The 17,426-nt window shown below is 29.7% G+C and carries 14 protein-coding genes; 2 read left to right on the plus strand and 12 right to left on the minus strand.

Annotation, left to right across the window (positions count from 1 at the left end; genetic code table 11):
• Nucleotides 1–27: 27 nt before the first annotated feature.
• Nucleotides 28–909, minus strand: a complete 882-nt coding sequence (locus E6248_RS05050; protein ID WP_316339724.1) for a LysR family transcriptional regulator — start codon at nucleotides 907–909, stop codon at nucleotides 28–30.
• A 118-nt stretch (nucleotides 910–1,027) separates the two neighbouring features.
• Between E6248_RS05050 and E6248_RS05055 the strand changes: the two genes are divergently transcribed.
• A complete protein-coding gene (locus E6248_RS05055) occupies nucleotides 1,028–2,218 on the plus strand; it encodes a coenzyme F420-0:L-glutamate ligase (protein ID WP_316339725.1) in 1,191 nt (396 codons plus the stop codon).
• Nucleotides 2,219–2,386: 168 nt separating this feature from the next.
• On the opposite strand, the gene manA is transcribed toward E6248_RS05055, so the two are convergent.
• The 11 genes from manA to E6248_RS05110 form a co-directional block, all read right to left on the minus strand.
• Nucleotides 2,387–3,322: a mannose-6-phosphate isomerase, class I gene (manA, locus tag E6248_RS05060; RefSeq protein WP_316339726.1), complete on the minus strand. Its 936-nt coding sequence runs from the start codon at nucleotides 3,320–3,322 to the stop codon at nucleotides 2,387–2,389.
• Between the two features lie 329 nt (nucleotides 3,323–3,651).
• Complete coding sequence (locus E6248_RS05065; protein ID WP_316339727.1) at nucleotides 3,652–5,412, minus strand: class I mannose-6-phosphate isomerase; 1,761 nt, start codon at nucleotides 5,410–5,412, stop codon at nucleotides 3,652–3,654.
• A 34-nt stretch (nucleotides 5,413–5,446) separates the two neighbouring features.
• Entirely contained in the window at nucleotides 5,447–8,158 is a 2,712-nt protein-coding gene (locus tag E6248_RS05070) for a glycoside hydrolase family 38 C-terminal domain-containing protein (RefSeq protein WP_316339728.1), read from the minus strand.
• Between the two features lie 86 nt (nucleotides 8,159–8,244).
• Complete coding sequence (locus tag E6248_RS05075; RefSeq protein WP_316339729.1) at nucleotides 8,245–9,405, minus strand: fructose-specific PTS transporter subunit EIIC; 1,161 nt, start codon at nucleotides 9,403–9,405, stop codon at nucleotides 8,245–8,247.
• Between the two features lie 23 nt (nucleotides 9,406–9,428).
• Nucleotides 9,429–9,731 (minus strand): PTS fructose transporter subunit IIB, encoded by a 303-nt coding sequence (locus E6248_RS05080; protein WP_316339730.1) that lies wholly within the window; start codon nucleotides 9,729–9,731, stop codon nucleotides 9,429–9,431.
• A gap of 22 nt (nucleotides 9,732–9,753) precedes the next feature.
• A complete protein-coding gene (locus E6248_RS05085) occupies nucleotides 9,754–10,209 on the minus strand; it encodes a PTS sugar transporter subunit IIA (protein WP_316339731.1) in 456 nt (151 codons plus the stop codon).
• Nucleotides 10,210–10,227: 18 nt separating this feature from the next.
• Complete coding sequence (locus E6248_RS05090; RefSeq protein ID WP_316339732.1) at nucleotides 10,228–12,234, minus strand: BglG family transcription antiterminator; 2,007 nt, start codon at nucleotides 12,232–12,234, stop codon at nucleotides 10,228–10,230.
• A 327-nt stretch (nucleotides 12,235–12,561) separates the two neighbouring features.
• Complete coding sequence (locus E6248_RS05095; protein ID WP_316339733.1) at nucleotides 12,562–13,248, minus strand: class II aldolase/adducin family protein; 687 nt, start codon at nucleotides 13,246–13,248, stop codon at nucleotides 12,562–12,564.
• Nucleotides 13,249–13,278: 30 nt separating this feature from the next.
• Nucleotides 13,279–13,719: an RbsD/FucU domain-containing protein gene (locus E6248_RS05100; protein WP_316339734.1), complete on the minus strand. Its 441-nt coding sequence runs from the start codon at nucleotides 13,717–13,719 to the stop codon at nucleotides 13,279–13,281.
• Nucleotides 13,713–15,197 (minus strand): rhamnulokinase family protein, encoded by a 1,485-nt coding sequence (locus E6248_RS05105; RefSeq protein ID WP_316339735.1) that lies wholly within the window; start codon nucleotides 15,195–15,197, stop codon nucleotides 13,713–13,715. The genes E6248_RS05100 and E6248_RS05105 overlap by 7 nt, the downstream gene beginning before the upstream one ends.
• Before the next feature lie 33 nt (nucleotides 15,198–15,230).
• Complete coding sequence (locus tag E6248_RS05110) at nucleotides 15,231–17,024, minus strand: L-fucose isomerase (RefSeq protein WP_316339736.1); 1,794 nt, start codon at nucleotides 17,022–17,024, stop codon at nucleotides 15,231–15,233.
• A gap of 154 nt (nucleotides 17,025–17,178) precedes the next feature.
• On the opposite strand from E6248_RS05110, the gene E6248_RS05115 reads away from it, so the two are divergent.
• Nucleotides 17,179–17,426: AraC family ligand binding domain-containing protein (locus E6248_RS05115; protein WP_316339737.1), on the plus strand; the 248-nt coding region annotated here is incomplete at its 3' end.

A 17,426-nucleotide genomic window follows, 5' to 3' on the forward strand; every position in this document is an offset into this window, starting at 1 on the left:
CAATTATATAAATATATTTAAAATTAATTAACCTTCTAATATCTCAACAAATTTTGTAGAAGCTAATGAAAGTGGAACACTCTTTAGATAACAAACCCCTATACTTCTACTAGGGATTTCTTCTAAAGTCTTAACTTCATATAATAATCCTCTTTCTAAATAATCTCTTGAAAATTCTTTTACTACACAAGCAATGCCTAAGTTTATCTTTGCAAATTCCAACAACAGATCAAAAGATCCAAGTTCAAACTCTGGAGAAATTTTTATCCCCTTAGATAACATGAACTTCTCTACATACTTTCTTGAATTAGAGCTTGGTTCTAGAAATATTAAAGGATGTTTAACCATTTCTTCTAAGGAAATTTTCTCCTTTGATAAATCCTTATACTTCTCTCCACAAACAAAAATATCTCTAACTTCTCCACAAGGTCTTATTTCTAATGAAGGATCATCTATTGGTAAATTACATATTGCAATATCAATTTCTCCTGATTTAATTGAGGCACAAAGTTCTATAGTAGTTCCATTTATAATCTTAAATTTAAGATTAGGATATTTATTATGAAAGACTTCTAAATATTGAAGCAAAAAATACTTAGATATAGTATCTCCTACTCCAATCTTTAACTCTCCTACAGTTAAATCTTTAAATTCTAATATTTTTTCTTCTCCAGCATTGATTAAATTAATTGCTGAATTTACATATTCAAATAAAAGACTTCCTTCATTAGTTAAGGATACCCCTTTTGGTGTTCTATTAAAAAGTCTAATATCTAACTCTCTTTCTAATTGCATTATAGCTTGACTAACTGCTGGCTGTGTCATGTAAAGCTCCTTTGATGCCTTTGAAAAGCTTTTACTTTTTCCTACCTGACAAAAGACTTTATATAAATCTAATTTAGTAATCATATAAGTACTCCTTATACCATGTATTCATTCTATTTATTTTACTTATATCATTAATTGGTGTATATTACAAGAGTATGAAATATTTAAAATGAATTTTAAATTGATAGGAGAGATTGTTTTGGAAAGAGTTGTTGGTACAGTTGTTAGAGGTCTTCGTTGCCCAATCATTAAAGAAGGGGATAAAATTGAAGATATCGTTGTAGAAAGCGTACTTAAAGCTTCAGAAGCTGAAGGTTTTACTATAAATGATAAAGATATAGTTACTGTAACTGAATCAATAGTTGCACGTGCTCAAGGAAATTATGCCTCTATAGATAATATTGCTACAGATGTTAAAGCTAAGTTTGGTGACGATACTATTGGTGTTATATTCCCAATCTTAAGCCGTAACCGTTTTGCAATTTGCCTTCGTGGTATAGCAAAGGGAGCTAAGAAAATAGTATTAATGTTAAGCTATCCATCTGATGAAGTTGGAAATCACTTAGTTGACTTAGATATGCTAGATGAAAAGGGAGTTAATCCTTGGACAGATGTTTTAACAGAACAAGAATTCCGTAATCTATTTGGATATAATAAACATACTTTCACAGGAGTTGACTACATTGATTACTATAAATCTTTAGTAGAAGAATATGGTGTTGAGTGTGAAGTAATATTCTCAAACAATCCTAAGACTATATTAAATTATACAAAGAGTGTTCTTACTTGTGACATTCATACAAGATTTAGAACTAAGAAAATTTTAAAAGCAAATGGCGGAGAAAAAATTTACAGCCTTGATAATATATTATGTGAATCTATTGATGGAAGCGGATGTAATGAAGCTTATGGATTATTAGGTTCAAACAAATCAACAGAAGAAACTGTTAAACTTTTCCCTCGTGACTGTCAACCAATAGTTGATAATATACAAGCTATTCTTAAAGAAAAGACAGGAAAAGATGTTGAAGTTATGATTTATGGAGATGGAGCTTTCAAAGATCCAGTAGGCAAAATTTGGGAACTTGCTGACCCAGTTGTTTCACCAGCATATACAGCAGGTTTAAATGGTACTCCAAACGAAATCAAATTAAAATATCTTGCTGATAATAACTTTGCTGATTTAAAAGGTGAAGAGCTTAAGAATGCAATATCAGAATATATTAAAAATAAGGAATCAGATTTAGTTGGATCTATGGAATCTCAAGGTACTACTCCTAGAAGACTTACTGACCTTATAGGATCATTATCTGACTTAACATCAGGAAGTGGAGATAAAGGAACTCCTATAATCTTCATCCAAGGTTACTTCGATAATTATACAAAGTAATAAATTAGAAAGTAGCTACTACTAATAGATTTTTATCTATTAATAGTAGCTACTTTTTTGTTTCTGTTATCTGTACTAAATTATTTAAACAATAGATTAAATAAATTTTCAGCTTAATTTGTAATTAACAAATTAAGTTATCTAGATAATTTTTCTATCCACTTACTATTAAACTGCATAACTCATTAACATAGTTATATTTCCCACAATTTTAAATTCTCCTAAGGTTGCTGGTATAAAGATAGAATCTCCTTTATTTATCTTTAAAGTATTATTTGCAGCAATTATTTCTCCCTCTCCATCTACTACTGTATATATATAAAATCTATCTTTATCACTTTCATTCTTGTATTCATTCTCTACAGTTAATTTCTCCATATGAAAATACTCATTTTCACATAATAAAACTTCTTTGTATCCATCTTTTTGTTTCTCTTGATTGTTAGATAAATTTTTACATTGTAAATTAAAATTAATTACATCTAATGATTTTTCCACATGGATTTCTCTCGGCCTACCATAGTCAAATACCCTATAAGTTACATCACTATTTTGTTGTATCTCTGCTATTATTACTCCTTCACATATTGCATGAACTAATCCACTGTCTATTAAGAAACAATCCCCTTTTTTTACTTCTATTCTATTTAAATAGTCTTCGACCCTTCCTTCTTCTATAGCTTTTTCAAAGGTAGTCTTATCACAATTCTTTGTTCCTACTATTAATGAAGCTCCTGGCTTTGCATCTATTACATACCAAGCTTCTGTCTTTCCAAATTCATTTTCATGCTTCTTAGCATATTCGTCTCCTGGATGTACTTGTACTGATAGCTTTTCCTTTGAATTTATTAACTTCACTAATAATGGAAACTTATCTACACTTATCTTTTCTCCAACTAACTTGTGTCCATATATTTCTATTAGTTTATCAAAACTAATTCCCTTAAACTCTCCGTTTTCTACTATTCCTATACCATTTGGATGACATGCTATATCCCATGATTCTCCTATCATTCCTTCTGGTAAGTTACTTCTAAATGACTCAAAGTCTCTTCCACCCCATATTTTATCATAATAAATATTTTCAAATATAATTGGATACATATCTTCTTTCTCCTATTCTTTACCTTTCACTTCTTAAGTTATACGAATAACACCGTTCTTAACCCTAGAAAGTATAATAAATTTATCTTTTCTAAGATAAACTGCCCCCTATCAATTAGACAGAAGGCAGTTAAATCTTTTAGTTTTTACTCTTATCTTTTCTGTTGCTATTTTCATAATTAGTATTACATATATTTTTTGAGTATACAATTAATTATTTACTCTAAATATACTAATTTAGGACTTTCCTACTGAAAACTCAGATTCACAAATAAACATTTCATTATCTCATAAAATAGCTTTATTTTTCAAATATTCTAGTCTAATATTTAGTTTCTAACATATGCCTTTATTGTAGCTATCTTTTTGCCTACAGAATCACCATATGGCTTAATTGTATATTCGCCAACTGATGCTGGTATAATAAAGGTTTCTGCATAGTGTACTACAAATGGTTCAAACTTATTGTTAGGAGACTCAATAATGGCCTCATTCCCCTCAACTAGATTAAGTACATTAACTCCACCATTAGTATTGTGATGTACTTTTTTTGTGAACCAGTGTCTTCTAGTTTCTATAAACTCTTTTTCATGAAGACCTGTTCTCTCTTCAATCCAACCATCACCTTCTGCTACTACCTCTATTTGATTAACTAAGTTCTCCATAGTCCATTTAGTATCTCTATCAAATTGAACTACCTCTTCCCCATGTCCTATATTAATTGGTCTTGGTTTACCATCCATACCAAGTCTTCCCCAATCCCATAACTTAAATGTAAATAAGTTAGGAGTTGATGATATTTCTAAAACCATAGTATCTGAGCCTGAGCAATGAACTGTTCCAGGTGGAATTAGGAAGTGATCATGCTTCTTAGCCTCTATTTTATTAGAGTACTCCTCTGCATTAAAATCTCCCTCTCCATTTTGAGCCTTTCTTAAATCACCAAAGAATTTTTCTTTAGTCATTCCATCCTTTACTCCAAGATATACATAAGTCTCCTCATCCTCTTTTGCATCTAAAAGATAATATGATTCCTCTTGAGTATAGTGAAGTCCAAACTTCTCTTGTGCGTACTCTACTACGGGATGTACTTGAAGAGATAAGTTTTGTCCTCCCATAGTATCTAAGAAATCAAATCTTATTGGGAAGTCTGCCCCAAATCTACCATGTACCTTTTCTCCTAATAGCTCTCTCGGATGAGTTAGTACAGCATCAATAGATGGAATTTCAACAATATTATCTCCAACCTTTAATAATAATGAGTTTTCTTCTGGTACACAGTCAAAGCACCAAGCATAGTTTTCCATATTTCTATCTAAATCACAAACGTCCTTCATCCATTGTCCACCCCAAACCCCTGGGTCAAAGAATGGAACAACTCTAAACGGCCTATTAACAGTTTCTTTTAAACCTGCTCTGAATGAATCTCCTGTTATCATTTTAGGAGTATTCTTTAAATTTGTATCTAAAATATAATCAAACTTATTAAATCTACGTTTCTTATATCTATCAGCTACTCTCCACTCAAAGAAGTATCCTCTTTTTAACTTTCTTAATGGATCTTCATTAAAGTTTCTACCCTTCCAGTTAGGAATATCTCCTGATCTATATCTTTGTTGTATTTCCCATCTAGCTAAATCCGCAAAAATATATATATCTGGCTCAACTAAAAGATTAGCCCCAACACCATATACTATGATTACGCCATTAGTTTCATCTATTTCTTTTTTACTATTTTCTAATCCATCTTTATTTATAAAATCTTGAAAGCTTTGTAATGAAATTTTACCAAATACTCTATCATCAGTAACAACTTCTTTAATTTTCTCTTCCACAGTATCAATATCTTCAAAAATAGCCTCATCAGTAAATATTTTTAATTTTGCATCTATTTTATCTATAATACCACTTTTGATTTCCTCTACTATTACACCAGGATAGAAGTCAATAGCAATAACTTTTTTGTTTCCCGATAGATTTTCTAGCTTTAATTTCAATTCTGTAACTATTTCTTCATATCCATTCCATACATGAGAATTATCATATCCCTTTACTTCTACATATGGTTGTTTATTATATTTAGATTTCATATTTTCCTCCATAATGATCATACAAAGTAATTAACTATATTAATATCTTAATATTCCTTATTTCTCCTGGTTTTAATTTACCAATTTCTATACTACCTGGAATATCCTCATTTTCCATAATATTAGTAAACTTTATATCATCATATTCAAAATTAATCTCTAATTTTCCACCATCAATTTCATAATCTTCATTATTGTATATTCTTAAAATATATGAATCTCCCTTACTAGATTTCTTAAATGTACTAAATATAGCATTTGAATCTACTAGGTCTATTAAATTTGATTTTTCTGAAACATCTATATCTAAAGGATTAGTACCAAAGTATGATATAGGGTAAACAACTCTTTCTAACAGCTGACTTTGATAATAAACTGGATCAACTGCAAAATTAACATAATCTTTAGCTATATTGGTCCTATTATATTTATTTCCAAAGCTTATTCCTAAATGGAAGCTATTATCTCCAATCATTTGACTTTGCGGTGCTTCAATAATCTTATTTAATAATCCGCTTGCTCTACCAGGTCTTCTGTTAAGGTCTGGTAAACCGAAATGACCAACGGATCTAAATAAAGTTATGGCAATATCACTTTTATCTTCTCCAATTATCTCATATTCTTTAGAACTTCTTGTATACACTACTACAGACTTATTTTCATCTTTTAATGCAACATAATTCAATAATGGATTTGTTGGAGATGGTTCTTCAGACCAATTTTCTTTCTTCCATATTTTTAGCTCTTCAACTTCTGTTTCTCTTTCCACAACTCCAAATTGTGTTCCTGCATAGGATGATTTACTCTGTAGTTTAGTATCTACTACTAATCTTACTCTATGATTTTTAGAGCTATTTTTAACTTTTCCATAGCATTCAATAACATTACTATTATTTCTTAGTCTTAAAGTCATTTTAATAATTAAAGTAGAATCTTTATCTTTTTTCATTCTACTTTCTAGATCTTTTGGAACTAAAAATTCTCCCTCAACAGTTAATTCACTCATATCATTTGTGGTGTAAGAATTAATTAATTTTATATTATCTAAATAATATTTATTTATCATGTCATTATCAGGATATGAATAATCATAATTATCTCCTTCGTCTCCTGACTCTTCGAAATATATAGGATTGTTATATACTTCTCCTGTAACTTTATTAGTTATTACTAGATTATTATTAAAATCAATTCTATATATATTATTTTCAATTATCTGATTATTGTAGGCTATATCACTTAAAGTGGCCTTTTCACCATCTATTATTTGCAATGTTTCATACGATAAACCTTTTAATCTATTTTTAATAATTATATCTGTGGTATAGAAATAATTATCTTTATCCATTAGACTCTCATCTTTTCTAATTACCCCAGAATATGATTTATTTACTTTTACAATACTGTAATTAACATCTTTTTCATCTAATTGTATTTTAAAATCTTTATTTTTTGTATAAACACTTATCTTGGAAATTATATCTCGTTCATATGGTAGTGTATTAAATATTACTAGCGGCATTATATTATTTCCCTTACCTTGACTTGCGCATTGTGATAACGCTAAGGACTCTTTTTGCTCTCCAACAGAAATAGCTATTTTTCTAGCTAAGTATATTTTTAATGCATGAGCTAAATTATATGCTTTCTTAGTTCTTTCAAAAATAAGCTCATTTGTTTCATCAGTATTAGTAGCTGAACTATGAGTTTGACTTCTAACAAGCAAGTCCCATATAATATCTATAACCTCTTTTTTATACTCTATACCTACTTTATCTAACATAGCCATCAAAGGCTGTACCTCATATGTCATTAATCTTTCAATTTTATCTTGAAGTGCCTTTATGTCTGATCTAGCAGAAAATATTGATTTATGAACCCTATTATACTGTGTGTCAATTATTTCTCCAGTATAGTTTGGAATATTTTTACCATAATCTCTTAATCTATTCATATATTCTTCTAGTGTTGTTTCTACGAAGCTATATAATCCATCTTCCTTATTATACTTATTTAACACCCTATTAAAATCTTTTAATACAGGTGTTTGATCTTCACCAATAGGTAATAAAAACTCATTCTCTAACCTACTATTTTCTAGTAATTGATTGATTCTATCATGTACATCTCTGCCATCATATTTATTTTCATTCTCTTTATTTAAAGTTCCATCCATAAAACTTTCAGTAGCAAATCCATATCCACATATTTCAACATTAGATAATACTTCACTACCATCGTTTGATTTCCAATAAAAATCTATAGGAAGTTTATGTTTATCTCCAATACCTCTTCTAAATACAAAACTATCTATTCCCATACCTTTAAATATCTTAGGAAAATCTTGAGAATGTCCAAATGAATCTGGTAGATATGCTACTTTAGATACTCCACCATATTTTTCTCCCGTTTCTATACCTAATCTCAAATTATTTATTATAGATTCAGCACTTGAAATAAAACAATCCGGTTGTGTATGGAATGGTCCAACTGATAACTTTTTATCCTTTATTAGACTTTTTACTTTTTCAATACTATTAGGAACAGCTTTTAAATAATCATCTAAAATTGCCGTTTGTCCATCTAAAAAAAATTTACTAATTTCATTATTATCAAATGCCTCTATTAACTCGTCCATATGATAGATAAATTGTATTAATGAGTCTTGCTCACTAAAATACCATTCATTATCCCAATGAGTATGGTGAAGCACATGTGCCGTTGCCTTATCACTTATGTTTTTCATAAATATCTCACCTAATCCTATCTATAATATATTTTACTTCCTGATATAATATAATTTTATATATCAGGAAGATTGTTTATTAATTTTTAAAAACTTAACAAGCTATCACTTTCTTCAAAGAAGATTGTCTCTTGATTTGTTTTTCTTACTTCTCTCTTTATTCCTATAGTTATAAGTAAAGCTATTATTATAGCTCCCACTGTATAAGCTAAAATATAAAGTAATAATCCTCTTATACCATTTTCTATTGGAACAAAAGGCAATGCCATCCAGAATCCAACTGTTGGTGTAATTACAATGTTAAAAATAGCAACTAGCGCTCCTGAAACTGCTCCCCCTATCATACTTGCAGGTATAATTATCTTTGGCTTAGCCATAGCAAACGGTATTGTATTTTCACCTATTCCAGCAATGCATAAAATCATATTGTTTATTGCATTTTGCTTTCCTGAGTTACTAAAATGTTTCTTATTAATTAGATAAGCTATAAATAATCCTGCCATTGGTACAAAGCATGTTAAATGTGCAATAGTTAATGGAACTTTATTTGCTGTATAAACTCCAAATCCAAATAATATAGCTGTTTTATTAATAGGACCTCCAAAATCTGTACATGTCATTGCTCCTATAACTAATCCTAACAATATTTTAAGTTCTGGTCTCTCTCCCATTATTGAAAGCAAATTAGTCAATTGATTCATTATAAATTCAATTATTATACCAACTCCATATTTATAAGCTAATATACCTACAACTAAAGTGCTTAACGGTATAATAACAAAACTAACTAATCCCATCCAATTTTGTCCTAATTTCACTTTTTCTTTTATAAAATTTGCAACATATCCTGCTATAATTCCTGCTATAATTCCTCCTATGAAGCCACCATTCATATAATAAGCTAACATTCCTATTAGAAATCCTGGAGCCACTCCTGGTTTTCCAGCAATTGATTGAGCAATAAATGCCCCTAGAAATGATGGTACTAGCCATAATCCCCATAATCCAATTGCTTTAAATAATAATGGTATCGTTGTTAACTGACTCATATCATACCAATTACTTACATCTACACCATAAGTAGTTAAGTCATTTCCAGTTAACATGTGTATTATCATACCCAATGTCATTAATAATCCGCAACCAGCTACTAATGGAATTATATATGATAATCCATTAAATATAGCCTTCTTGATTATCTCCTTATGTGATTGTTTTTTTCCTCTTTCTCTCTTTGTTACTGCCATATTTATCTTCCCCCTTAAATTAATTAACCATTTACAGCTTCTAAAATTATTTCTTTTGGACTCTTTAAAGCTTCACTTATTTCTACGTCTAAAATATCTTTTCCTTCAAACCTTTCTTCTCTTTGAGCACCTGTAGCTGTTGCAAAAATAACCACATCAGCTTCTCTTATTTGCTCAGCTGTTAACTCATCTTCAATTCCTAATGCTCCTTGTTTTTCAATTGCTATCTCATGTCCTAACTCCTTTGCTACCTTCTCTAATCCCCTAGCCACCATATAAGTATGTGCTATTCCTGTTGGACAAGCTGTAACCCCTACAATTTTCATAATTGATACCTCCATATACTTTTTAATTTATTTGATTTATTATTTTTAAAATCTCTTCCTCATCTTTAGCTGTAAATAGCCTCTCTACAAATTCATCTTCCATAAGATTAACTGCTATCTTAGATAAAATTCTTAAATGCATTTCACATTCATCTTCCTTTTTTACTGCTAATAAAAATACTAACTTTACTGGATTATCATCTAATGATTTCCAATCTACTGAATTTTTTAGCCTTGCTAATGCTATACTAGTACTTTTCACACCTTCTGACTTGCCATGAGGTATAGCAATTTCTCTCCCAACCCCAGTTGTATATTCCTTCTCTCTATCTAGTACATCTTGAATAAACCTATCTTTATCTTTTAAAGTTCCATCTTTATCTAACATATCTGCTAATTGGCTAATTACATCAATTTTATCTTTTGCTTCTAATTCTAATTTAATTGTATGTACATTTATTAATTTAGATATATCCATATTATTCACTTCCCCATATTAATTATTTAAAACTATATCTAATACTTCATTTTTGCTGCTTTTTCCCAATATCTGCTTTACCTTATCTTGGTCATCAATCAAATCATATAGATTATTAAATATCTCTCCTAAATATTTCTTAATTGAATTATTCATGCAAATTAAAAATACAATTTTTACTTTATACTTATCCCAGCAAATTGATTTTTTTAAAGTGCAAATTACTATACAAGGTTTAATTACCTCACTATGATCTCCATGTGGTATAGCAATATTTTCATATGATGTAGATGAAATTTTTTCTCTAGAAATTACTGTATTAATATAATCTTTCGTTACATAACCTTTCTTTTGCAACATATCACAAATAGACTTAAGTAGTTCTTCCTTATTAGCGTAGTCTGCATTTAACAATACTAGGTCTTCATTATAAATATTGTCTATCTTCTTATTACGAGACTCTCTAGGATTTGTATAACTTTTTTTAATTTGCCTCTTTATATTCTTAATATCATTCTCTGGTAGAAATGGGTTTACAATAATTACACATTTATGCTTAATAACTATTGGAATAGTAGATATGACAATATCAGCTTTCTCTAATAGAGGGTTATTCTTAGTATCAATAGCAGAGATTACATCCAATATTTCAATATCACTAAATACTCTTTTAAGCTTTGCAGTTACCAATTGAGATGTCCCCATTCCTGTACTGCATACCACTACTACATTAATCAAACTATTATTCTTTATTCTTATCCTTTCTAACGAAGCTTCAAAATGTACTGCTATATATCCTATTTCATCTTCACTTGCTTCTAAGTTGTAGATTTCTTCTAAAACTTCAAATGCATTTACTGCTGATTCAAATGCTAGAGGATATTTTTTCTTAATTTCTTTTATATAAGGATTCTTTATTGGCATATTATTTACTAATCTATTTATAGCTGTCCTTAAATGAATAAGTAGATATTCATATAACAGTTCATCATCTGATAATCTTGCTTGTAGTACTTCTTCACCTTTAGTAATCATATCTTTAACATTTCTTTTTAATGATTCATCAAATATACCACTGATCATATATGTTGATATCTCCTCATTATTAACCTTTAATAGCTTAGCTCCTAAAATATGCATAGCAATATATCCTATCTCTTCAGTAGGCATTTGAACTTTAAAAGCAGATTGTATCTTATCTGTTAACTTAATAGCTAAACTATATTCTAAGGTATTTTTAATTTTCCTTAAATTCACAAAATCTGTTTTTATTTTATAGCCTTCCTTTATTCTCTTAATTGCTATTGCTATATGAATTACTAATGCGACAAAAGCTGAATCTGAAAATATTCCTCCTAAGTCACCCTCAACATCTTTAATAATTTCAGAAATTTTACTAACATCGTTTTCATTGAATATATGTAAAAACTCATTACTAAAATAACTTTTAAAATTATCATTACCTTCCGATAAATTAGAGTCATTCATTAAATTTAACATATAGTTTAAATTTTCTTCATCTGTAATCATATTTGCATATTCATGACGTATTGCCTCTTCTTTACCCTTAATGATTATTCCTCTATTTTGTTTTTTTTCTAATTTTAAACCTTTACTTTTAACCAATTCTTTAACTTTCAAAAGTTCATTATTTACTGTTCCTTTGCTTACATACATTTCGTCTGCTAAATTCTGAATAGTAATGTATTCATTACTATTTAATAATCTAGACATAATATATGCTTGTCTCTCTTTTGATGAGTTTGGAAGATCATGTTGCTTAAATCCAATAAGACTTTGCAAATACACTTTTTGCTCTTCTTCCCCTATTAACCATATTCCTACTTTAGGCTTTCTATATAGAGTTATATTAAACTGCTCTAAAAACTCATCTATGATATCTAAATCTTTAACTAATGTTTTTCTTGAAACTTTTATACTGCCCTCTAAACCTTTCAAAGTTACAATATCATTATTAAGCAATTCAATTACTATTTGTTTACATCGTTCTGTCAATGTAATCATTTTCTCCACCTCTCATTTGTATTATAGCATTCCACTTATTAAAGAAAAATCCAAAAAACTCCACTATATAATGTGGAACTTTTTATGTTATTTATTAAAAATCTTATTTTATATTATACCTTTCAAATAATATTTAGTTAAGAAAGGATGTATCAAATATAGGATATTATAGAAAACACAACTCCAAAAATCTACAAAACCTTAAATTTTATAGATAAAAGCGAGAAAGCTACAAGTCTTATAATTTAACTTGTAGCTTTTTGATTTTAATATTAAAATTGTCAATCTTAATTTATTCCATTAAAACTTAATCTAATAATTATTTTACTAATTTTCTTCTCTATAACGCTTAAATCCTGGGTGCTTTCCTGTAACTCCATAAACTTTTCTTAGTTCTATTAATGTATCAATATTTTTTCTATCAATTTCCTTTTCCCCACCTAATAAATGAGCTGTTAAGCTTATTTTGGCATATAATTCTAATGTTTCCATTCTATAATATGCAGTAATTAAGTCTTCTCCAACAGTCAATGCTCCATGATTTTGCAACAATATTACATCATGTTCTTTTAAAAATGGAGCAATCCCTTCTGGAACTTCATTAGTAGAAGGAGTTGCATATGGTGCTATAGGAATTGATCCAATTGCAACTACTGTTTCTATCATAGTATAACGATCCATAGGTAAATTTGCTACTGCAAATCCTGTTGCTGTTGCTGGATGCGCATGCACAACTGCACCAACATCTTCTCTTTCTTTATAACATCTTAAGTGCATCTTAATTTCTGAGGATGGCTTTAATCCCTCTAACCCATCAATTACTTCACCTTCTGCATTTATATGAACTAATTTTTCTGGTGTAATAAAACTCTTACTTATCCCTGTAGGAGTTGCTAAAAATGTACCATCCTCTAATTTAACAGTTACGTTACCGTCATTAGCTGCAACCCATCCTAATTGCCACATCTTATGGCACACATCACAGATTTGTTCTCTTATTTCCATATATTTCATTTTAAATCCTCCTAAATCCTTATTAATCTATTATTTTGTAATAACACCTTTTTGTAATATAATGTTTGCATATAAAGCTTGTTCACCTGTAGCAATTATTGCATATGAATTTTTAGCCTCATCATAAAACTTAAATCTCTCTATAGTTCCTACAGCACTTTCTTTACGATTATCATATTTTGATATTATTTTTTTATATTCATCCCAAATAGGGGTTTCCACATCATCTCCTGGCATCACTTCCATTAAGCTTACAGGTTTATCTATATAGGTATCTAATGGAAATACCTTTAATATAGCCTCTAATAATTCTAAGGTTCCATGTCCATCACATCTAATTATTTGACAATTCTTTTTCATACTTTCTGCTGGAAAATTACCATCAGAAATAACAATTCTATCACTATGTCCCATTTCACATAATACTTTTAATAATTCTGGTGACAGAATACTTGGTATTCCCTTTAACATTTTATAACCTCCTTAAATCTTCTATATCCCTCTTCCCATTTCTCCACTTCTACTGGCTCATAATATTCTATTTGTTGTGAGTTTTTTATTATTTTACGTGCTTCATTTATATCTTTTATATCACCAGTAGCCATTAGTTGTATTGCTGCATTTCCTAAAACGGTAGCTTCTATAGGCCCTGCAACTACATTACAATTAGATGCATTTGCTGTCATTTGGCATAAGAGCTTACTTTGTGTCCCGCCACCAATCATATAGATGCTTTTATAATCTTTTTTCGTACATTGTTTTATTTCCTCAAGAGAATATCTATATTTAAATGCCAGACTTTCATTAATGCATCTTATAACTTCTCCATTACTCTTAGGTACATATTGACCTGTTCTTCTACAATATTCCTTAATTCTTTCAGGGATATTTCCTGCAGCTACAAATATAGGATTATCAGGGTCTATAAAGCATTTAAATCCATCTGAGGATTTAGCTACCTCTTCTAATTCAGCAAAACTATATTCTTTTCCTTCTCGGATCCATTGCCTTCTACTTTCCTGAACTAACCATAATCCAATAATATTTTTTAGAAAGGATACTTTATTTCCATATGCACTTTCATTCGTTATATTAAACTTTAATGAATTTTCATTAATTAGTGGTTCATTTAATTCCGTTCCAAGTAAAGACCAGGTTCCACAACTTAAAAATATAAATTCTTCATCTAATGTAGGTACTGAAACTAATGCACTTTGTGTATCATGCCCTGCTACAGCTATTACTTTACATCTATCAATTTCAAGTTCATTACATACTTCATCTGATAGGTTCCCTACAATATGTCCGCTAGGTACTATCTCTTTAAAAATATTATGTGGTAAATTTAATGATTCAATTATCTTATTTGACCATGTTCTATTTTTCGCATCAAATAACTGTGTAGTTGAAGCAATAGAGATCTCTGTAGCTTTTACACCTGTTAATAAGTAATTAAATAAATCAGGCATTAATAGCATCGTATCTACATTTTTTAAAAACTTTTCTCTTTTTTCCCTTAATGATAAGAGCTGAAAAACTGTGTTAATATTCATAAACTGATTGCCAGTTATATTGTAAAATTCATCTTTAGATATTTTTTCAAAACTTTTTTCTATCATTCCCTCAGTTCTAATATCTCTATAATGAACTGGATTCTCAATTATTTTTCCTTCTTTATCTAAAAGAGCAAAATCAACACCCCAAGTATCTATTCCAATACTATGAATTTTTCCAAAGCCTTTTACTTTTAATAAACTTTGTTTAATTTCAAAAAACAGTCTCAATACATCCCAATACATTGTTCCATTCACTAATACTGGATCGTTTGAAAACCTATGAATTTCTTCTATTTCTATCGTATCTCCATTAAACTCACAAAGCATTGCTCTTCCACTGGATGCACCAAAATCAAAAGCTAAAACTTTTTTATTTGAAACCATTTTATTCATAAATCCCACCTATACTTACTTAACAAATTCGCTCTATTTATACATTGGACCATAATTCATGCAAGCTCTATAGTCTTGACCTTCTTTATCCATACCAAATGCATTCCAAGCTGCTGGCCTAAATATCTTTTCTTCTGGAACATTATGCATACTTACAGGTATTCTTAACATTGAACATAATGTAATAATATCTGAACCGATATGACCGTAACTAATTGCTCCATGATTAGCTCCCCAATTATTCATAACATCATAAGCTGTTTTAAAGGCACCTTTTCCAGTAACCCTTGGTGCAAACCATGTACATGGCCAAGTATAATCTGTTCTTTTCCATAATTTATCTGAAACATCCTCTGGTAATTTCACTGTGTATCCTTCAACTAATTGAAGAACTGGACCTAACCCTTTTATAAGATTTAATCTAATCATAGTCACAGGCATATTTGCTTCAGTTAAAAATCTTGATGAATATCCACCACCTCTAAAATATCCATTGTCTGCAGCATTCCATGTTGTAGCCTCTAATATCGCTTCCTGGTCTTTTTCTGTAATATCATACCATGGCTTCATAACACCATTACCATTTTCATCAATTGCAGCTCCACAAGCATCTAAGCATGCTGCGCCAGAGTTTATTAAATGAATAAAACCATCGCTTTCCTTTGCAATACCTTCTAATTCATATCCAGTAGCTTTTTTAACTGCATCTGCACTCCAATAAGTACGAACATCTGCAAATATTTGTGCTCTGTTAGTAAGAAGCTTTCCAAATAGCATACTAATTCCATTTAAAACATCATTTTCTGTAGCTAATATATATGGCTCTCTTGGTCCATTCCAATCAAAAGAAGTATTTAATAAAGCTTCTGGAAAATCACAGTTTGGATAAAAATCTGTCCACTGTCTTTGACCTTGGAAACCAGCAGCTATGGCATTATGTCCAAGTCTTTCTTCTGAAAACTTATCAGGAAGATTTTTATTTCCATTCATTAAATCTTTAATAATACACATCATTTTAACAACAAATTCCCAATCAGCTTCTTTTTCTTCTTTTGATTTTTGAATTTCTATAGGATTTTTATCAAATCCCTCTTTACACTTATTCTTTGTCCATGCTAATGCTTTTTCATATTCTGCTTTATCATAAATTCCTTCAGTTATTCTTCTTATTATTTCTACCTCATCAACAGACTCTACTCTCATACCTAAATAGTCTTCTATAAAGTTTGGATCAATAATTGATCCCCCAATCCCCATACATATAGATCCTATTTGTAAATATGATTTTCCTCTCATAGATGCAACTGCAACTGCAGCTCTACCAAATCTTAATATTTTTTCTTTTACATCTTCTGGAATTTCAGTGTCGTCAGCTTCTTGTACATCATGTCCATAAATCCCGAAGGCAGGTAATCCTTTTTGTGCATGAGTCGCTAAAACAGATGCTAAGTAGACAGCACCTGGTCTTTCTGTTCCATTAAATCCCCATACCCCTTTTATAGTCATCGGATTCATATCCATAGTTTCTGCACCATAACACCAACATGGAGTAACTGTCAGTGTGATATCCACTCCTAATCTCTTAAATTTATCTTCACAAGCTGCTGCTTCTGAGACACGTCCTATTGTTGTATCTGCAATTACTACTTGTACTGATTCTCCATTAGAATACCTTAAGTTATTTCTTAAGAGTTCAGCTGCAGATTTTGCCATATTCATAGTTTGATCCTCTAAGGCTCCTCTGACATCTACTTGACCTTTTCTAGCATCAATTGTAGGTCTAATACCAATAACCGGATACTCACCAATAATTCTACTTTCTCTCATAATATCTCCTTGATCTCCTTGAAATTTATTTATGTATTAAAGCATTTACTATACTTTATCTTAATTATAGTTATATAAAAGAATAAATTCTTGTGTTATAATAGTAAAAAATATAACAATATTCACTTTTTCTATTTTAAGGAGATATATTTTTATGAATTTTTTTGATTATAAAGAAAATAAACAACATGGTAGATTTGATTTTCCACTAGAGTTTTATCACGTTTCTCCAGAGAATCCAAGATATAATATGCCTTATCATTGGCATACTGAATGTGAAATTATAAAAATTATAAAAGGAGAATTTTTAATAATATTAGATGATAAAAAAGTATTAGCAAAAGAAAATGATATAATATTTGTTAATGGAGGGATATTGCATGGTGGTACTCCAAAAGATTG

The sequence above is a fragment of the Clostridium sp. genome (assembly GCF_032552055.1).
In the GTDB taxonomy this organism is placed as follows: domain Bacteria; phylum Bacillota; class Clostridia; order Clostridiales; family Clostridiaceae; genus Clostridium.